The 18,983-nt window shown below is 54.6% G+C and carries 13 protein-coding genes and 1 other annotated feature; all 13 genes read right to left on the reverse strand.

All coding sequences use genetic code 11. The annotated features are described in order from the left end of the window. Positions 1-233: 233 nt before the first annotated feature. The 13 genes from metG to NSQ46_RS28955 all read right to left on the reverse strand — a co-directional run bounded on the left by metG (position 234) and on the right by NSQ46_RS28955 (position 18,974). On the reverse strand, positions 234-1,874 hold the full coding sequence (metG, locus tag NSQ46_RS28895; protein WP_342577027.1) for a methionine--tRNA ligase: 1,641 nt from the start codon (positions 1,872-1,874) through the stop codon (positions 234-236). Between the two features lie 46 nt (positions 1,875-1,920). After that, positions 1,921-2,187, reverse strand: a binding site (T-box leader). 315 nt (positions 2,188-2,502) lie between these two features. Further along, entirely contained in the window at positions 2,503-3,507 is a 1,005-nt protein-coding gene (gene pdxA, locus NSQ46_RS28900; RefSeq protein WP_028406747.1) for a 4-hydroxythreonine-4-phosphate dehydrogenase PdxA, read from the reverse strand. Further along, the gene (locus NSQ46_RS28905) at positions 3,504-4,805 is read right to left on the reverse strand and encodes a four-carbon acid sugar kinase family protein (RefSeq protein WP_342575706.1); all 1,302 of its coding nucleotides are present in this window, start codon (positions 4,803-4,805) and stop codon (positions 3,504-3,506) included. Before NSQ46_RS28905 ends, pdxA begins: the two co-directional genes overlap by 4 nt. Before the next feature lie 14 nt (positions 4,806-4,819). Further along, positions 4,820-5,806: a 2-keto-3-deoxygluconate permease gene (locus tag NSQ46_RS28910; RefSeq protein WP_213613363.1), complete on the reverse strand. Its 987-nt coding sequence runs from the start codon at positions 5,804-5,806 to the stop codon at positions 4,820-4,822. Between the two features lie 299 nt (positions 5,807-6,105). Next, complete coding sequence (locus tag NSQ46_RS28915) at positions 6,106-7,818, reverse strand: PrpR N-terminal domain-containing protein (RefSeq protein ID WP_342575707.1); 1,713 nt, start codon at positions 7,816-7,818, stop codon at positions 6,106-6,108. Between the two features lie 232 nt (positions 7,819-8,050). After that, positions 8,051-9,397: a glycoside hydrolase family 30 beta sandwich domain-containing protein gene (locus NSQ46_RS28920; protein ID WP_342575709.1), complete on the reverse strand. Its 1,347-nt coding sequence runs from the start codon at positions 9,395-9,397 to the stop codon at positions 8,051-8,053. 124 nt (positions 9,398-9,521) lie between these two features. Then, positions 9,522-11,165, reverse strand: coding sequence for a sugar ABC transporter substrate-binding protein (locus NSQ46_RS28925; RefSeq protein ID WP_186332972.1), 1,644 nt, complete (start codon positions 11,163-11,165; stop codon positions 9,522-9,524). 61 nt (positions 11,166-11,226) lie between these two features. Continuing rightward, positions 11,227-12,111, reverse strand: coding sequence for a carbohydrate ABC transporter permease (locus NSQ46_RS28930; protein ID WP_210094340.1), 885 nt, complete (start codon positions 12,109-12,111; stop codon positions 11,227-11,229). Between the two features lie 100 nt (positions 12,112-12,211). Continuing rightward, complete coding sequence (locus tag NSQ46_RS28935) at positions 12,212-13,135, reverse strand: ABC transporter permease subunit (RefSeq protein ID WP_245255876.1); 924 nt, start codon at positions 13,133-13,135, stop codon at positions 12,212-12,214. 271 nt (positions 13,136-13,406) lie between these two features. Continuing rightward, complete coding sequence (locus NSQ46_RS28940) at positions 13,407-14,417, reverse strand: LacI family DNA-binding transcriptional regulator (RefSeq protein ID WP_007132950.1); 1,011 nt, start codon at positions 14,415-14,417, stop codon at positions 13,407-13,409. A 486-nt stretch (positions 14,418-14,903) separates the two neighbouring features. Continuing rightward, positions 14,904-15,107 (reverse strand): hypothetical protein, encoded by a 204-nt coding sequence (locus NSQ46_RS28945; protein ID WP_028406738.1) that lies wholly within the window; start codon positions 15,105-15,107, stop codon positions 14,904-14,906. A 349-nt stretch (positions 15,108-15,456) separates the two neighbouring features. Further along, on the reverse strand, positions 15,457-17,643 hold the full coding sequence (locus tag NSQ46_RS28950; RefSeq protein WP_342575713.1) for a DEAD/DEAH box helicase: 2,187 nt from the start codon (positions 17,641-17,643) through the stop codon (positions 15,457-15,459). Next, a complete protein-coding gene (locus NSQ46_RS28955; RefSeq protein WP_342575715.1) occupies positions 17,640-18,974 on the reverse strand; it encodes an ATP-binding protein in 1,335 nt (444 codons plus the stop codon). The genes NSQ46_RS28950 and NSQ46_RS28955 overlap by 4 nt, the downstream gene beginning before the upstream one ends. Between the last annotated feature and the right edge of the window lie 9 nt (positions 18,975-18,983).

Genomic DNA, 18,983 nt, shown 5'->3' on the forward strand with positions numbered 1-18,983 from the left:
CGCTTGCCTCTTTCGTTAACGCTATTATAACGGATATTGTCCGTCCCCGGGAATCCTTCTTTCCGGGCGCTAACTCTTGCGGGCAGTCATCGACCGACCCGCTTGGGTAGCTCTCTCCTTCTTCAACATTTCGGTAAACTACCGGATGTTCTTGGCCCGGATTTCCGGCTTTTGGACGCAGCCGACCCGATCAACATCATACAGCAACCAAGATCCCTTATCCCTAAAAAGGGTCATTGCAGATCAGCCCCACCCAAGCGGCTCATCTCCTCCTCGATCCGGCTCGGATCAATGCGCTCAAACAGCTTCGCCAACTGGCATACCGTCCGATTTACGGGTACATGGCGCCGAGACCAGCCCGGCTCATCCAACGCAAGAAAGTCCCGTATCCGATCACAGGCGAACGGAATAAAAGGCTGCAGAAGATTCGCAAGGTTAGCGATGATTTGCACACAGGTATGCAGTGTGTGACCGCAAGCCTCCGGGTCATTCTTGATTTGAAGCCATGGCTTCCGCTCATCATAAAATTTGTTAGCCTGGCGCACGATCCGAAAGACGGAGGCTAAGGCTTCCTTCAAACGACCTTGTTCGATGAGCGTTCCGGTATCGACATACGATTGCTCGATGATCTTCCGCCAATCCTCTTCTAAATTCCCTTCAGGAATCTTGCCGCCAAACGATTTTTCGATAAAAACCAGCGTCCGATTCACCAAATTCCCGAAAGCTCCGAGCAGCTCACCATTATGCCTGTTAATAAAATCGAGCCAAGAGAAATCCGTATCCCGATGCTCAGGTCCGTTGGCGATCAGGAAGTAGCGGATCGAATCCGGCTGATAGCGGCTAAGAAGGTCCGGCACCCAGATCGCCCAGTTCCGGCTTGTCGAAAATTTTCTCCCTTCCAAGGTCATATATTCGCAGGACAAGATCCGATCCGGCAGATGCAGCCCGCCTACCCCTTTAAGAATCGCCGGCCAAATCAACGTATGGAACGGGATATTATCCTTACCGTGAACGTAGTAGGCGGTAATGTCGCCATCTTCCTGCCAAAAGGACTCCCAATCTCCGCCCGTTTCCGCGGCCCATTGCCTGCTTGCCGATAAATATCCGCTAACCGCCTCGATCCAGACATAGATTTTCTTCCCTTCAAGCCCCGGAACCGGGACGTCGATCCCCCAGTCCAAATCTCTTGTAGCCGCCCGGTCCCGCAAGCCCTCCTCCAGATATCGCCGGCTCTGCAGCACCGCATTCTCCCGCCAGCCCTCAGCTTCCTTCACGTATTGCGCGAGATCTTCCTGAAACTTGGACAACGGTACATAAAAATGCTCCGTGGGGCGTTCTACCGGAGGGTTGCCGCAAATTTTGCAGGCTACGTTCGTCAGGTCCGAAGGGTCCAAAATAGCGGAGCATACGTCACATTGGTCGCCGCGAGCCCGGCTTCCGCATATCGGGCAGTCCCCTTCCACATAACGGTCCGGCAAAAACCGGTGGTCGGTCTCGCAATACGCTTGCCGGATCGTTTTCCGGTATAAATGCCCGTTCTCCTGAAGCTTTAGAAACAGCTCCTGTACAATACGGTGATGGAAGGGTTGGTCTGTACGGGTGTACAGATCGTAGGTAAACCCAAGCCGCCGGAAGCATTCCGAAAATTCTTGATGGTACCGGTCCGCAATATCCCGCGGAGCAATCCCCTCGGCAATGGCCTGAACCTCCACCGGCGTTCCGTGGCAATCGCTGCCGGATACATACAGCACCCGCTCGCCTTTAGCCCGAAAATAACGAGCCAATACATCGCCAGCGAGCAGACTCGCCAGCCTCCCCAAATGGAGCGATCCATTCGCGTAAGGCCACGCGCCCCCGATAAAAATGTTGGTCATCATATAATCCCTCCTTTTTTTCACAAACAAAAAAAAGCCCTCATCCCAAAGGGACGAGAGCTTGTGCTCACGTGGTACCACCCAATTTCACGAATGCCTCACAGCATTCACCTCTTCGGGTACTGCGCATTCCATGCACGTATACCCTAGCACAGTAACGGGTGCAGGTTCCGGCGCAGCCTACGGCTTGGATCAGCTTCGGTGCGCAGCTCAGAGGCCATATTCCCTTAGGCTCATTCCTTACCCCTTCTCACCTGCCGGGGCTCTCTGGTCAAGGACCTTACCTAGGTACTCTTCTCATCATCGCTTGTCATTGGCATATTCAAGTTATTGGAAATCATACCTGATCATAACTCCCGAAGTCAAGGGGCGACCTGTTACGTAAGAAAAAATGCAAAGCCGCTTAGCATCTAATCTCGCATAAGCGCCAAAGATTTTTGTAAAGCGAGTGTCGCTTCTCCATATGATTTACAGCTGCATAAAGCCTAGATCCATCGGGATCGAAATACGATTCAAGCAGTCCTGCCCATCCAATGGTCAGCCATCGCTCTCTTCATGAAAAAAACAGCCCCTTCTGCCATCCGGCAAGAAAGGACTGCATATTGGTTGATACTCACAGTCTGATCGGTTAAGCCTTCGGCGCCAGCTCGGCCCCTTGGCGGATCGCTTCCATCAAGCTCTTCTCATCAGCGATGCCCGTTCCGGCAATATCGAATGCCGTGCCGTGGTCAACACTTGTGCGGATGATCGGCAGCCCGACCGTAATGTTGACGCCCGCATCCAGGCCCAGCACTTTGACTGGTCCGTGTCCCTGATCGTGATACATGGCCACGACGATATCGAAGTCGCCGCGAACCGTCCGGAAGAAGAGCGTATCCGCCGGGAGCGGTCCCACAACCTCAATGCCTTCCGCCTGAGCTTTCTCAACAGCCGGAATGACTTTCTCCTCTTCTTCCCCGTACCCGAAGAGGCCGTTCTCCCCGGCATGAGGGTTAATCCCGCACACGGCAATCTTCGGCGCATCGATCCCCGCCTTCCGCAGCGTCTCATGCGCCAGCTTGATCACATGATATACCCGCTCCGGCGTGATCATCTTCACGGCATCGATCAGTCCGACATGGGTCGTCACATGGATGACCTTCAGGTTCGGCGCGGACAGCATCATGGAGAAGTCCTGCGTTCCCGTCAAGTCTGCCAAAATCTCCGTATGACCCGGATATTTGTGCCCGCCCTTGTGGAGAGCCTCCTTATTCAGCGGAGCCGTGCAAATTGCTTGAATGCGATTTTCCTTCGCCAGCTCAATGGCTCTTTCCAAATATTTAAACGCGGCATGTCCAGCCTCGGCCGACACTTGACCGACCGGCAGATCGCCCGGCAGCAAGTCCAGATCCAGCACGTATACCGTGCCCAGACGGTAATCGGCCTGCTCCAGCTCGTCCGCAGCAATGCTCTCGATGGCCAAATCGCTGTTTACGAACGTCTTCGCGCGCTCCAGGATCTTACGGTCCCCGATGACGAACGGTCTGCTGATCTCATACATCTCCCCATGCTTGAGGCTCTTCAGAATAATTTCCGGTCCGACGCCAGCGGCATCGCCCATCGTGATGCCGATTATCGGTTTGCGCTCACTCATACTCTCACCCTTTTCTTTGTGGTCATATACTGCAACGCATCAACGAGCGACTCGTCACGGCCAAAGCCTCCGGCTTTCGTAATCGCCCAATAACTGCGACCCTTGCCTTGGAGCTTACCGAACGGCAGTCCGGGCTCCGCCTCCGAATGGAGCTGCATTTCGCCGATCTCCAGCTCCTGGCAGACCGCCTTCGCCGTATCTCCGCCCGTCAGCACCAGCCCCTCAATATCCTCAAATGCCTGCAAAATCTCCCGTGTAATATGCCCGAGTCCCCGAGAGATCGCTTCGCTTATTTCCGTCAAGGACAGTCCAAGCTGATCTCCCGCTGCTTTCGCAGCGATGCGATTGTGCTCGGAGCCGTCTACATACAATACAGCATAAGGCTTGTCCGAGCTCTTTTCCAATGCTCGAACGTAACGATCGGCATCTGTATCGCCTCGGACCAAGTCGACCGGATCCACTTCCAGCATGCAGGCCTCAGCCATTTCGCCGACCTTCGTCAGCTGCTGCCGCGTAGTTCGGGACAAACTGCCGGAGACAATCAGCGTTTTGCCGGCCATCGCCACGGCACCCTCACCGCTACCCGACGGCTTCAAGGCTAAAGCCTCCGGCAGATATTCGATCAGTCCGGCCGAACCGGCCCAGACGATCGATTGATCCCAATTCGAGAAGAAGGCTACGATGGTCTGCAGATCCTGCTCGGACTCACTGTCGCAGACCAGCCAGGTCTGCCCGCGCGAAATCGCTTGGTTCACATAAGCGGCAAGCTCATCCGCGGGCCCCCGAAGAAGGCTCGTATCAATCAGCCCTACCTCACGGCCGGCCCCCGCCTGGAGAAGCTTCGGAATAAAGCTCTCCGTAACCGGTGTCTTAGGATCCTTGGCAAATTCCGTATCCGTGATGAGCGAGCCGTTCACATAGTGATGCCCGCCGACGGTTACCCGGTTCATCTTGGGAAAGGCCGGAGCAATCAACATCAGATCCGGGCTGAACACCTGCTCCACCGCCTTCAGCTCCTCCGCCATGTTGCCCCGCAGCGTCGAATCCACCTTTTTATAAATATGCCCGTAACCATGCCGTTTCAAATAATGGGCCGCTCCATAAGCCGCTTCATAGGCTTCAGCGCCTTGCTTCGCCCGGCTGTCGGTATCCACGATCAGGACATCGGCAGGCGCAGCGTCACCGCTCTGACGGTAGTCCAGTATAACGGTCGAGGAGAGGCCCTTCTTCGCTAATTGCACGCCTGAATCGTTAGCCCCCGTCAGATCGTCAGCGATAATTCCCATTTGATTGATCACATTTATCACACCTTTTAAACTTCGGTTTCCGCTTCCCGCTCAAATGAATATCCTTTCTTCTCCATCCGTTTGACCAGGAAGCCGACATAGATCGGAAGCAGGATGGCCGTCGTTACCACCGAGGCCGCCACCTGCACGGTCGCAATATCAGTAAAGGCCGCGAAGGATGCATTGGCGGCCGCAATGGCAGCAGGAGTCGCCACCGCGTTGCCTGCAGTCGAGCCTTCAGCCGCTCCGACAATCGGATTCCATTTCATCGCTTTAAATACAAAGTAACCTGCAGTACCTGTAACAAACACCGTCAAGAGTCCAAGAATGATACCGGACAGTCCGCCTTCCACGATCGCGCCGAAATCGATGCCCATACCGAGCGAGAATGCAAAGAACGGAATCAGCATAGAGCTTCCTTTATCCAGAAACTTGCGCATGTCTTCGTCCAGGTTGCCCAGCACCATACCGACGAGAATCGGCAGCAGCACCGAGATGAACGAGACGAACGAGAACATGCCGTCGACGAATCCCATCGCACCGAAAATCGACAAGGCCACCATGGTCAGGAACGGACCGTCATTCAATGCCAGCAAAGAATAGGCCGCGCGGTCCTCTTTGCTGCCATACTGGCCGACCAACGCCACGAACAAGCCCCCGTTACTATTGGTCATCGCCGCGATGACCGCAATCGGCGCCAGGCCGAGCCACAATCCATTCTCGCCGGCAAACGCATAAGCGATCAAGCCGAATGCCGCCCCTACTATCCACTTGGTTACGAGCAGCGTCGCGCCTTTACCGACCGATACGCCGAACGATTTGACGTTGATCTGCGCCCCCGTACAGAGCAGGAACAGCGCGATCAATGTGCTTGAACCGTTTACGAACAAGGCCTCAGTAAAATTACCGATGCGAAGCAAATCCGGAGCGAAGGTATTGATAACTGCTGCAATAAGCAGCGGAACTACCATCATGCCTCCGGGAATTCGATCTAAAGCTGCTTTGATCTTCATTATTGTAGCACCCCTTCAATAATTGTTTCAATATTAAACAGTGATTCATAATTGAAATCGCTTGCAGGGATTATTGTAAATGCTTACTTTAAAATTTGCAACACATTGTTCAAAAATTGTTGCAATTTTAAACATTCTATCGAAAGAGCTATATTTCCTTCTCCAAGATGCCAAACTAAATGAGACACTACCGCTTCAAAGCCTGACTCCGTGCCTTCCCTTATTCTGACCGCTCCTCCTGAACCGATACCCCTCACGCATAATGCGCAGATAAATCAGCATAACAAAAAAAGCTGAAACTATTGTTTCAGCTTTCGCCACAGCGTCGAGCGGTTGATCCCCAGCCGTTCCGCAACGCGCGTTTGATTATCATGTTCTTCTTTCATGACGGCATGAATAATCCGCTTTTCAATCTCATCCAAAGTTCCTTGAAGAAAATCCGCCGGCAAACCGGCGTTTACAGAATGCTGTATCTGCTTCCTGCCAAGATGCCGGGAAATTTGCGCCCTCCCGATCACATAGCCTTTTTCCTCCGTCACCGCATCCTTCAGCAAGGTCCTTAATTCGGCCACATTGCCCGGCCAGCTGTACCCTTCCAGCATCATCGCGGCTTCGTCCTTCAGCTTGACCGGCGATGTGCCCAGCGTTCCGTGATAGGCAGCGATATAGTAGGTTGCCAGCGCCTTAATATCTTCCTTGCGCTCCCGCAGTGCCGGCACATTCACGCGAACGGACTGCTCATCGAACAGGAGCGATTGATAGACCGGATCCTCCTTCTCGAAGGCCAGTATCACCGTTCGCCCCCTGCTGCGTTCAGCCCTCACCAGAGCTTGAAGGTTCGAAATCTCGTTCGGACTAAGCATGTCGATTCCGTTAATATAGACCGTTTTGATATCGTCGTCGAAGCCTTCGCCTTCGATCTCGGTCAAGGCCTGCTTCGCCGTCAATGCCGCGTACAGCCCCTTGCGGTCGTGTTTCTTGAAGTGAATGTAGCGTGACAGCAGCTGCTTGCCGGTACCCGTTTCCCCAATCAGGATGAAGGAGTCGCTCTCGAGATGATGCTCCATTGCTGCGAGGCATCCGGCCATCGATTCGCTGCGGGCAATGATCATCGGCAGCTGGGATACGGCCTCGACAGGGAAGGCCACTTGTCCGGTACTCTCCTTCATTTCGGAGAAATCGAACAGATAGTACGGCTTCCCCTGGATGTATTTCAATATCCGCTTCTGCTTCAGCTTGCGCTGCCCGCGCTCCTGAACCGTCAGAACACGGGTCTGATCCGGATTCTCCCGAATGCCTGCGCTTAATTCATCGACCGGAACAGGGCAGGAATCATAGTCGATCCAGTTTTGATAGACCACTTCGCCTTGGCGATCCAGCACGATGAGGTTGTTGGCCGTCTCGGCAAGCAGGGAATGGAGGAAGGAAATCTCCCACTCCTTTCGTCGATAAAGGCGATGAACCGACTTCGCCCTTTGGAACGCTTCAAAAATCGCTTCCCGCCCGGACTGGATAAGAATGCCCTCCAGACGGTGCTTGGCGGCAGCCTCTATCGTTACGACATCCCCCATAATCAGCTCATAGCCCTTATCTTTGAGTTCCTCCAGAATCGAGTCGACCTCCCCTGCCTTCTCGACCATGCACACCTCGATCTCGATATCCAGCACATCGGTAATGGCCTTGGCCCCAAGGGTAATGTTGGAGAAACCGACAATCGCTTTTTTTCCGGGAAAATCATTCGCCAGCGTCAGCACCCGCAGCATGTCATAGCCCGAAACATGAACGTCAATGACCGGAATCGCCACCTCGGGCTCGATCAGCTTGGCCGTGCCGCCCCGGCTGATGATCACGTCATAGCCCTGAGACTCTCCTGCCTGCGCAAGCGGAATCGCCTCCTGGAGGTTCGCCACCTCGATATGAATGTCCAGATCGGGATCCTCCTGCCGGCATTCGTCGATGAGCGGGGTCATGGCCGGATAAGGAGCGATAAACAATGTTTTTATCTTCATCATGTTCCACCTATAAGTTCTTTGGTTAACCCTATGCTCATTATTCTAAACGTTCCGGTTCAAATAACCAACTTTTTATGGGATCACTGGGCAGGGACCTGGCCGGGAGCCAGACTATTAAACGGGATCCGATCAGGATGCGCTAGCGGTAAGAAGATTTCCCATCGGCACAAAATGAACAGCGAACACCCCCAAGGCCGTCTTCCATGCCAGGGGGTGCCTCTATCATATTCAGTTATGCTTCAATCCGTACCGTTACGGCACTCTTGGCTTCCATGCGGAAGCTTAACGCCTCTATACCCTTCAGCGCAAGCGATACATTGGCAGCCTGCTCCCCGTCGTTGAACATCACGGCGGCCACCGAGCCGTCCGTATTTTTGAATGCAACGTTGGATACCGGCGCATGGCTGGATTCGGACGCGATTCGGACCGCTTTGGGACGAATGCATTTGCTGAAGTGGGCGAGCGCGTAGTAATCCAGCGTATAGGTCAGCTCCTTGCTTCCTTGATCGATCTTGACGATACCGCGGCAGGTGCTCTTGCCGAATCCCGGTACCGTAGGCCCGTTCTTCTCATCGAGCGCCATATTCCATAGCACGAACGACTTGCTGTAATTCCGGAGAATATCGATGCCCGTCCGCATCACATTAGAGAAAGCCGGTTCGAACGGCGGAATCCACTCCCCGCCCGATCCCTCCGTGAAATGGACCTCTTTGCCAGGAAAAGCTTCAAACACCTCGGTCTGCGCCGATGGCCGCCCTCCATACCAATGCCACGCGACGCCATCCACCTCGTCATTCGCCTGCTCGAGCACTGCCTTTGGATACTCCGGCTTGTCCCAGTTGTGGTCATAACACAGTATTTTCGTGTTGATGCCGTGCTGCACGAATTTCGGCTTGAGATGGTTTTTAATAAAATCGCTCTGCGCTTCCGGCAGCATGATCATGCCCGGATAGTGCACGGGCGAATACAATGCCTCGTTCTGCGGGGTTACGGCATAAATCGGCAGGCCATGCTTCGCATAAGCCTGGATGTACCGCACGAAATAATCTGCATACACCCCGTAATATGCCGGCTTCAATTCCCCGCCGATCATCGAGCCGCTCGTCTTCATCCAGCCGGGAGGACTCCAAGGCGAGCCCATCAGCTTAACATCCGGATTCAGCCGCAGCGCCTCCTGCACCAAGGGGATGATGTCCTCCTCATCATGCGCGATCGAGAACCGCTTAAGCTCCTCATCCGTTTCACCGTCCGGCATATCGTCATAGCTGTAGAAATCGCGGGCATAGTCGGAAGCGCCCATCGGATTGCGAAGCACCGACAAGCCGATTCCTTCCTCCGCATCGAACAGCCTCCTCATCAGCACCGAACGCTGCTCCGGCTCCAGCACTTGATGGATCAAATACGCGGCCGAATCCGTAAACGATGCCCCGAATCCGTCCATCTCCTGATAGGTAAGCTCATCGTTAATGGTAATAAAGCTATGCTCCTCGTCCGGTGGTACCGGAGATAGCTGTTCCTTCGATTTCGGGACGAATAGCTCGTCTTCCCCTCTCGACTCATAAATGGTGATGTTTAGCATGCTGTTTCCCTCCAGGTTCGCTAAGTTTCCTATCCATCGGATCGGCCCATGCCAGGGGCTTGTCTGCTGAAGCTCTCCCCTTCTTGGAAAAATCTCCGCAGCCCCTGCATGGACCTTCGTCTATTTAAAGACCAAGCTTCTCCTTATTCGCTTTCATCTTCTCGTTGCGGATGTCCACGATTTTGTCCCAGCTGTTGGCCTCAAGGAACGATTTGTATTCATTCAAAATGCTCTCGAATTGCCCATCGTCCTTGGCACGGATCATGCTGACGAGCGTCGTGTTCCACTTCGTATTAATGGCGCTCAATGCGCGAGCCTCCGGGGTCCCTTGATCCGGATTGATATTCTCCAGAATAAAGTGCGGCACCAGCTTGCCCCGGCCCCATTCCTGCATCTGCTTGATCGCATCCGGGAAGGCGTCCTGGCTTAGCGCCTTATGGCGGTCATGGCCGAAGAACATGAATTCACCCATACGATAATCCTTCTTGAAGGTGTCCGGATTGTTCAATTGCAGCTCCTTCACGGCCGGCAGGAATGCTACGGTGCCGTCGGCGTTGACCTGATAGGTTTCGCCTTCGATTCCGTAGTTCATCAGCATTTGGCCCTCTTCGCTCAGCAGGTACGTGAACAGCTGAATCGATTTGGCCGGATCGGCGTTGCTCTTCGTAATGAAGCTGATCATCCAGCCGGTGATGCCGGATTGGTTCAAGGTCGGAGCATGTCCCGCCGTGCTTTGCGGCCCGTCAATCGCGATGTATTCCTTGCCCGGGTTAGCGCTGGCGAAGCTTTGGAGATTGCCGCCCTGCTGCGGGGTTCCGTCGAGCAGAATCGTCGCGTATTTGCCCGCTTTCACCTTCTCTTCAAAAGCCGTCCCGTCGTCCGCAAAGCTGTCGTCGCTGATTGCGCCGTCACGATAAACGGTGTTCAGCGTCTTCACCCACGTCAGGTAGTCCTCGTCCAGATTGCGGTTGTAGAACCCGCCGTTCTCGTCCTCCAACGGCACGCCGATGAAGTCCTGCAGCACGTCGCCCAGCGACCCGGTTCCCTCGCCGATCGAGTTGAATCCGAATGGAATCAGCTGCGGGAATTTTTGCTTGATGTCAGCCAATACCGCGCGGAACTCATCCGGCGTTCCCATGCTCGGCTTGCCCAGCGCCTCATACACGTCCTTGCGGATGATGAACGCCGTCTTCGCCGGAATGTTACCGCTGTCATAATCCGCCTGGGTGTTGGAGTAGTTCGGATAGCCGTAGGTTTTGCCGTCCTTCAGCTGGAACCAGTTCAGCGTATCCTGCGCTGCCACCTTGTTGAAGTGAGGGTCGTACTTCTCGGCCAGATCATTGAGCGGCAATGCCCAAGTCGCAGCCTTCTGCACTACCGGCGAGTTGGAGTCGAAGGTCGTGATCAAATCCGGCATATCGCCGCCGGCAAAGAACGTATTCAGCTTCGTATCGTCCCCCGTGATGAACTTGATGTTGATATTAAGGTCTTCCTTGATTTTCTTCGTGACGACGTCCTTGCCGAAATCGGTGTTCCACCAATCAGCGTTCACATACCAGGTCAGCTCCGTCGCCTCTTCCTTCTTATCGAGCTTCCACGCCGGCGTTTCCGGATCCGGGGTGTACCGGTCCTCGATTGAGATCCAGTTTTCCTTCTTGGAGCCGGAGTCGCCGCCCGAGCCGCAGCCGGCAACCACCAGCATAATCGCCAGCATGAGCGAAGCCCATGCGAATCTTGTTTTGCCCTTTGATTTATCCATCTTCAACATCCAGTAACCCTCCCTTTTAATAAAAGCGCTTTCTTTCAGACCCGAACCTACTGCTGCTTTCTTATTCTTTCACCGCTCCCAGCATCATTCCGGAAATAAAGTACCTTTGAAGTATTGGATAGATCGCAACAATCGGCAGCGTAGTAACAACGATCGTGGCAAGCTGAACGCCCTTCGTTGTCGTCTCGATCACGACCGAGCCGGCGTTCTGCATCGATTGCGTCTGCGACTGCACGATAATTTCGTAGAGCATCATTTGCAATGGGTACAGCGACTGATCCGTGATATAGAGCTTGGTCGTCATAAAGTCGTTCCATTGTCCGACGCCGTTGAACAGCGCAATGGTCGCCATTGCCGGCATGGACAGCGGAATGAAGATGCTCAGGAAGATCCGCCAATCCCCGCCGCCGTCAATCTTCGCGGACTCCTCCAGCGAATCCGGCACGTTGCGGAAGAAATTCATCAGAATAATGACATCGTAGAAGCTGAGCAGCGCCGGAATAATATACACCCAGAAGCTGTTCAGCATGCCCAGGTCCTTGATGAGCAGGTACGTCGGAATCATCCCGCCCGAGAAAAACATCGTGATGACGCCCATCGTGACATAAAATTTGCGGCCGCGCACGTACCGCTTGCTGAGGCCGTAGCCCACCATCGCACAGAAAAACACGTGGGTGATGACCCCGATCAAGGTTTTGGCGACCGAGATGAAGAAGGCCTGCCAGATGCCGTCATCCCGGAATACGGCCTGGTAATTTTCAAGGGAAAATTCGGTCGGCCAGAAAATAAACCCGCCCTCCGCCAGAGCTCTGCCCGAGCTGAAGGAAGAGACCAGAACATTCCAAAGCGGAACCACGATAATAAGCGTAAACACTACCAGCAATGCGATATTGACGGCATCGAAGATCCGGCTATCCCAGTCCCCTTTCGCTGCTTTCGAATTCAAGGTAAAGCCTCCCTCCCGTTACACTTCTACCGCCCGCACTTAACCCTTAGCGTCCGATTCGGCGCCTTGGATGCAGCGGGCATTTTGGGCTAAATAACCGTTACAGAACCGACTGGTTGTCGTTTAATTTGCTGGTGACTTTGTTGGCGGTCACGAGCAGAATGACCGAAACGATCGAGACGCCAAGGCCCACGGCCGTTGCGTAGGAGAAGTCACCCTGCGTCATCCCCATCCGGTATACGTAAGAGTTGATAACCTCCGCCTTTTCCCGGTTTTGCGAGTTCATAAGCACCAGCGTCTGATCCAGGTTCGAGCCCAATAAACCGCTTACAGTTAGGATCAAATTCAAGCTGATGATCATTTTCATGTTCGGAATGGTAATATTCCAGATTTGTCTGAGACGGCTGGCGCCATCGATTTTCGCGGCTTCGTAATAGGTCGGATCGATCTTGGCCATAATCGCCAGATACAGAATCGTCCCCCAGCCCGCTTCCTTCCAGATGTCGGACAAGGTGGCGATCCACCAATACTTGTTCGGATCCAGCATAATGTTCTGCGGCTGCGAGATCAGACCCAGGCTGAGCAGCAGCTGGTTGAACAAGCCCGTCGTCGAGAACCAGGTAATGAGCATCCCGCCGAGCACGATCCAGGACAGGAAGTGCGGCAGGTACGACACCGTCTGCACAAATTTCTTGAACCGCCCGAAGCTGACCTCGTAAATCATGATGGCAAGAATAATCGGAATGACGAACCCGATCGCTAATTTCAGAAAGCTGATGCCCAGCGTGTTTACGACGGAATCCCAGAAGTACTTGTCCGACATGATGATTTTGAAATTGTCCAAGCCGACCCACGGCGCGGAATCGATCGTGTCGATGACCGTGTAGCTCTTGAATGCGATCGTCAGACCGTAAATCGGAATGTAGCAGAAAATAAACATGAACACGACGCCCGGAAGAATCATGGACTGCAGCTCCCATTGCCGTCCGAAATCCACGACAAACTCCTTCACTCTCCGCCCCATCGGCTTTTTGCCGGATGGAAGCACGGCTCCCGTTCCTGCGGGCGTCGCGGACGGAGCCTCGGCTGTCTTGGCCACCTCGTTCGCCTCCTCCTTTAATAACATGGTTGTTTCCAGACCCCTCGATTGCACTACACCTTGTTACCCATCCATAAGAACGCAATCATTCAATAAAAACGTTTTTATTTTTGGCAATAAAAAACCCCCTATGCTTGGATGAATTTAAAAAAACAGATCCGAAATGATGCCTTCTGCCTAGTCTACTGGCTCCGGCTCATTCCGATCGGACCTTCACTTGACTGGAGCCGCGGACGATCAGTTCTCCCGCCAGCTTCTGCACCTTGCCCTGCTCCTTCTTCTGGATCATGCGCACCAGATGGTCAACGACCAGGATGCCTTGCCGCGCAATCTGGTTGCGCACCGTCGATAACGGCGGCGTAAAATACTGTGCGATATCGATGTCGTCAAAGCCGACGACGCTGATATCCTTCGGAACCTCGTAGCCGAGCGATTTCAGTGCCCGGATGCAGCCGATGGCGCTGAGGTCGTTCCCTGCCAGGAACGCGTCCGGCACCTTGCCTGGATGCATGTGGATGAACGATTTTACGGCATTATAGGAGCCTTCCTCCTCGAAATAACCCTGGAGGATCAAGTCCTCATCGATCGGAAACTGCACTTCGCGTAAGGCCGCGAGATAGCCTTCCTTCCGCTGGACGCTGTCGAACATGGTGTCCACGCCCGATATGTAAGCAATATTGCGGTGTCCGAGACTGATCAAGTATTTCGTCGCCTCATATCCAGCTTCATATGAATCGAAAATAATGCTCCCCATCGTCTCGTTCTGAACGACGCGATCGAGGAATACCGCCTTGATCTTGTCCTTCTCCATGACGGCAATGTCTTTATCATCAATTCTCAGCTCTTCGAAAATGATGACGCCGTCTACGCGCCCGCCCAAAATGTTGCTCATAATGACCTGCTTGTCCTTCGTCACGAACACGTTCAGCCCGTAGCCGAGACGGTCGCACTCGCGGGACATGGATTCCACGAGCGTATAGAAATAGGGCCCCGATACGCTGGTGGTGAAGAAGCCAAGCATCTTCGTCTTGCCCGATTTCAGCAGCTTGCCGTTCAGGTTCGGCACGTAGTTGAGCCGTTCCGCCACCTTCAACACATGCGACTTGGTCTCGGGATTCAGCACGTCCACGTCATTGAGCGCGTTCGATACCGTCGAAATCGATACGCCGGCCTCTCTTGCGACATCTTTGATGGTTACCTTGCCCATTCACTGATCTTCCTTTGCAATAAAAACGTTTTTATGTACATAAGTTACCATACGATGGCGTTGAGCACAATGCTTATTTTTTCGGGTAGGCGGATTTTTATGCGAGGCTTGTCATTCGCACCAATCCTCGGGGCCGATGGAACCGATGGAAGACGACGGAAGTGGATCGGGTGATCCCATCTGCGTGCGAGTGATGGAAGAACCTTTTGAGGGAGGGCAGTACGGTTCCAAAAGGAACAGAACCTTTGGTGAATGACATCACCAAGGCTCATTTTTGGGGATAACCTAGATTCACAAGCGATGATCAAGCCGGTTCAGACGACTCTTTAAATTAAGAAAATAAACGAAGGGATCATTTTAATTCGAAGAGAAGTCTGCAGGTTTTCAGTCAAAGGCTGGAATTCAATTAAATGTAGAGCAGAAATGTAGAGCAGAACTCCAGCCACTAAAAGACTTCGCAATTTTTAATTTTGGCATTTTATCCATTCACTTTTTCTTTTTTTCGAAGAAATCGAACTTGATCACGTAATCAAAGAGAGATGTAATGATAACAGCTCCAAGCGGAATCATGGCGGGTGCCCATGGCGGATTAACCGGAGCCTCACCAGGGGGTGCATCAATTAAAATCGCATAAAGGACAAAACAATAAATTAGGGCCACTACAATACCTGTCTTGTTTCTATTTTTCACAGCTGTTTTCACCTCTAGTTCACAGAAATTCAAAGTATTGTATTTTCTACCTAAGAATATTGTAACACAGATCGACAAAGCTGGAATAATTTATCTTTCTAGTTATAGATCCTAAGTTGAAATCCTGCGACGAGTCCCGGCCGATTCAGCGATGAAACGAAGTGGATCCGAGAAAACGAGAAACGTTTTAATGACCTGAAATCCTATGTGCTATCAAAAAGTGAAGAATAAAAAATCAGCCATGGAATCGGGCATGTCCCGTTCTTCCATGGCTGTTTTCGATTGCATGTTTACTTCGCTACTATGTTTGCGCTTATGAACGCTGGCTAAAACCCCCGCAAGGCGCTTATCACGACCGCAACAACTCAGCCAGGCCATGCACATCCAGCCCGTCGGCGGCAAACGCCGTGCGGACGAGCTTAGGCGGCACAAACTCGTCGTATTTCCCGAGGTAAGGCGCCTCGTCCGGGTCCAGCAGCGAACTGGCGTCGCTGCATTCCGCCAGCTCGCGGCGGATCTCCTCGAGCAGCGTCCCGGCATCCGCCTTGCCGGCAACGATCATGTAATAGGGCTCCATCGGCACGATCGAGCGCAAGGAGAGCGGCTCGGACAGATTATGCTTCAGCAGCCGCTCGAGCGTCCGGAACTGCTTGCTGCCCGCCCAAGGCAGTATAAACAGCGAATCCCCGCCCGCCGGGATAACGACCTGCTTCAGCAGCCCGCTCTCCCGGGCAAGCCGGCGCGCCCGCTCCAGGCGGTTCACGGCGCCGGGCGCGAGATACGGATAGATGGTGCTGTCCGCCAGCACTTCCCGCATCTTCTGTACGACCCGGGTGTGGACATCGCCGCCGGCGCCCAGCCATAACGTATCAACCTTGCCTTTGGCAGCCTTCACGTACAATGCTTTGTGCTTGGTGTCCACTTCCTCTACCTTCCACAGCTTGCCGGCCAGCGAGAAGCAGTAGCCCGGAGGCGGCACGGTCGTAATCGATCCGATCTCCTCGGATCCGTTGTAGACGACATGCTCCTCATCGTCCTTAAATACCGCATAGAAGCGGTAGTTATTTACGATCTTCTCCCCGCCAAGACCGATGATGAGGCTGCCTTCCTCTGTGCGCTGGATATGATCGGTCTGCAGCAAATACTGCAGGAACTCCTTATACTCCTCCGGCTCGATGCCGCGAAATGCCGGGAGCGTAAGCACAGCCCGCGCCAGATCCTGCGGCTCGGCTTCTCCCATGCTCTTCAGCGTGCTCATCGTCTGATGGTACAGCACGCCCACCGGCTTCTTCCGCAAGGTGAGCGGCTCAACCCATTTCTCCCGGATGTACAGCTCGATGACGGCGATCGCCCGCAGCAGCATCCAGGGCATGCGCGCCGGCAGCAGCGCCTCTTCATCCTCGTCCTCCGGGCAAAGAAACATCATCTCGGAGGCCTGGTCCCCCCTGCGGCCGGAACGGCCGAGCCGCTGCACGAAGCTGGAGCAGCTGTACGGCGCACCAAGCTGGATGACCCGCTCCAGCTCGCCGAGGTCGATGCCAAGCTCCAGGGTCAGGGTTGCCGCGGCCACCGCCGGCCCCGGCCCCGACCGCAGCGCGGCCTCCGCTTCCTCGCGCAGCATGGCGGAGATGCTTCCATGATGGACATGGAAGACGTCCGGCTGCTGCCGCTTCGCGGCGATCCGCCGCAGCTCCAGCGTCGTGAGCTCTGCGTCCGAGCGGCTGTTCGTGAAGACGAGCGCTTTTTTCATATGCGTGTGATCGTACACGAAATCATAGTAGGCTTTGCGCGCGAGCTCCAGCTGCTCGGCCTGCTTCTCGTCCCGCGCATCGGGAAAGGAGAAGTGCTCCACCGACAGCCGCAGTCTCCGCCCGCCTTGCGGAGCAATGACTTCGACCGCATGCTGGGTTCCCGCACCCAGCCACCCGGCCGCGGTCTCGTAGTCGCTCAGCGTAGCCGACAGGCCGATCCGGCGAGGCTCGCACGAAGCCATCCGCTCGATGCGGGTGAGCTGGCTCAGCACCTGAATGCCGCGATCAGCCCCCATGAACGCATGGACCTCGTCGATAATGACATACCGAAGATCCTGAAACAGGGCCGGTATCGCATTCGGCCGGTTCATCAGCAGCCCCTCAAGCGACTCCGGGGTAATCTGAAGCACGCCGGAAGGCTTCCGCATCAGCTTCGTCTTCTCAGCCTGGGACACGTCGCCGTGCCAGTGCCATACCGGAACCTGCCCCTCCTTCAGCAGATCGCTGATGCGCTCGAACTGGTCGTTGATCAGCGCCTTAAGCGGCCCGATATACAAAATGCCTACCGAGCTTGATGGCCTGTTATGCAGCTCCGTCAGGGCCGGAAAGAACGCCGCCTCCGTCTTCCCCGAAGCCGTACCGGATGCGATCAGCAAATGGTTCGGCGTATCGAACAGGACGCGGCAGGCTTCAACCTGTGCCTCGCGAAGGGTATCCCATCTTTTTTTGTAGATGAATTCCTGAATGAATGGCGCCAACCGGGAAAAAGGATTCGCTGCGCTCATAGCTCAAACTCCGCCAGCAGATCATCCATGTCGTCCCCCGGCTCATCCGCTCCTTTGCCGATTGGCTGCGCCTCCGCACGCTCGCCCATAAGCTGCTCGAAGCTGGCTTCCGGATGCTGATGCAGCGTGTGCAGCAGGTCCATGAAATCCCGCACAACCTCCCGGGTCGTCAGCAGTTCTTCCGCGCCCAGCCGGTTCACGACAGCCTGCATAAACGCCACCAGCTGCTCGTCCTTCAGCTGGGGCTCATACTTGAAGTGCAGCGCATGGATATCCCTCAATTTCTGCAGAAGGATGAGAATTTCTTCGTACGAGAGCATGTCCAGCTTCAGAATGGGAGACGTATACGTCCGAAGCGTGCTACTGCCGTAACGTCCATCGATCAGACGGGAACGGAGGGCGTCATAGCTAAACAGCCCCCGGCGCTCGTCTTCGACGAACTGGGGCGTGCCGCCCATGTAGATCCCCAGGTGCTGGGCTTTGCCCTGCATCGTGTCGTTGAACATGGTGAGCAGCTTCTCGTAGTTGCTCTGACGGGAGATGCTGTTCGTGATTTTGTACAGGTTAACCCCTTCGTCAATGAACAGCAGCAGTCCCTTGTATCCAATCGCAGCCGTGAATTCGGACCACAGCTTCATATAGTCGTACCAGTTGTCATCGTCGATGATGACCCCTACGCCGAGCTCCTTGCGGGCTTCCGTCTTGGTCGGCACTTCCCCGCGCAGCCATCGCAGCGCCGCCGCTTTCCGGTCATCGTCGCCAAGCTTGTAGCCGTTCCAATAAGCAGCCAGCACCTTTGCAAAATCAAACCCGTGCACCAGATTCTGCATCTCATTCGTCACCGCGAAAATGTCCAGCTCCACGCGTTCGTTCAGGGCGGGATCATCCGGCCGAAGGCCCGCCTCAACCATGATCCGCTGCTGAATCGCCGCAATCCACTTCTGCAGAATAGCCTCCAGCGCTCCGCCGTCAGGCCGCGTCTTCGTTGACAGATGGGTCATGAGCTCCCGGTACGTCGCCAGCCCCTGCCCCTTCGTGCCTACGAGCCGGCGCTCCGGCGACAAATCCGCGTCCGCCACGACGAAATCGCGGTCCATGGCATAGTTTCGTATCATCTGGAGGAGGAAGCTCTTGCCGCTGCCGTAACGTCCCGTGATAAGGCGGAAAGCCGCCCCCCCTTCGGCGATATTGTCCATATCCCGCAGGATCGACTCCACCTCCGGTTTACGCCCGACGGCAATATATTCAAGCCCAACGCGCGGCACGACGCCTGCCGTCATGGAGTTCACAAGGGCAGTGGTGAGCCGCTTCGGGATTTTCAACTCGTTCATGATCGATAT

It is taken from the genome of Paenibacillus sp. FSL M8-0142, assembly GCF_038597315.1.
GTDB classification, from domain to species: Bacteria; Bacillota; Bacilli; order Paenibacillales; family Paenibacillaceae; genus Paenibacillus_AQ; species Paenibacillus_AQ lactis.

Excerpts from the sequence above, each read along its gene's own strand:
- metG (WP_342577027.1), bottom strand. The coding sequence starts at position 1,874 with ATGACCAACATTTTTATCGGGGGCGCGTGGCCTTACGCGAATGGATCG.
- pdxA (WP_028406747.1), bottom strand. The coding sequence starts at position 3,507 with ATGAGTGAGCGCAAACCGATAATCGGCATCACGATGGGCGATGCCGCT.
- NSQ46_RS28910 (WP_213613363.1), bottom strand. The coding sequence starts at position 5,806 with ATGAAGATCAAAGCAGCTTTAGATCGAATTCCCGGAGGCATGATGGTA.
- NSQ46_RS28915 (WP_342575707.1), bottom strand. The coding sequence starts at position 7,818 with ATGATGAAGATAAAAACATTGTTTATCGCTCCTTATCCGGCCATGACC.
- NSQ46_RS28920 (WP_342575709.1), bottom strand. The coding sequence starts at position 9,397 with ATGCTAAACATCACCATTTATGAGTCGAGAGGGGAAGACGAGCTATTC.
- NSQ46_RS28925 (WP_186332972.1), bottom strand. The coding sequence starts at position 11,165 with ATGTTGAAGATGGATAAATCAAAGGGCAAAACAAGATTCGCATGGGCT.
- NSQ46_RS28935 (WP_245255876.1), bottom strand. The coding sequence starts at position 13,135 with ATGGGGCGGAGAGTGAAGGAGTTTGTCGTGGATTTCGGACGGCAATGG.
- NSQ46_RS28940 (WP_007132950.1), bottom strand. The coding sequence starts at position 14,417 with ATGGGCAAGGTAACCATCAAAGATGTCGCAAGAGAGGCCGGCGTATCG.
- NSQ46_RS28950 (WP_342575713.1), bottom strand. The coding sequence starts at position 17,643 with ATGAGCGCAGCGAATCCTTTTTCCCGGTTGGCGCCATTCATTCAGGAA.
- NSQ46_RS28955 (WP_342575715.1), bottom strand. The coding sequence starts at position 18,974 with ATGAACGAGTTGAAAATCCCGAAGCGGCTCACCACTGCCCTTGTGAAC.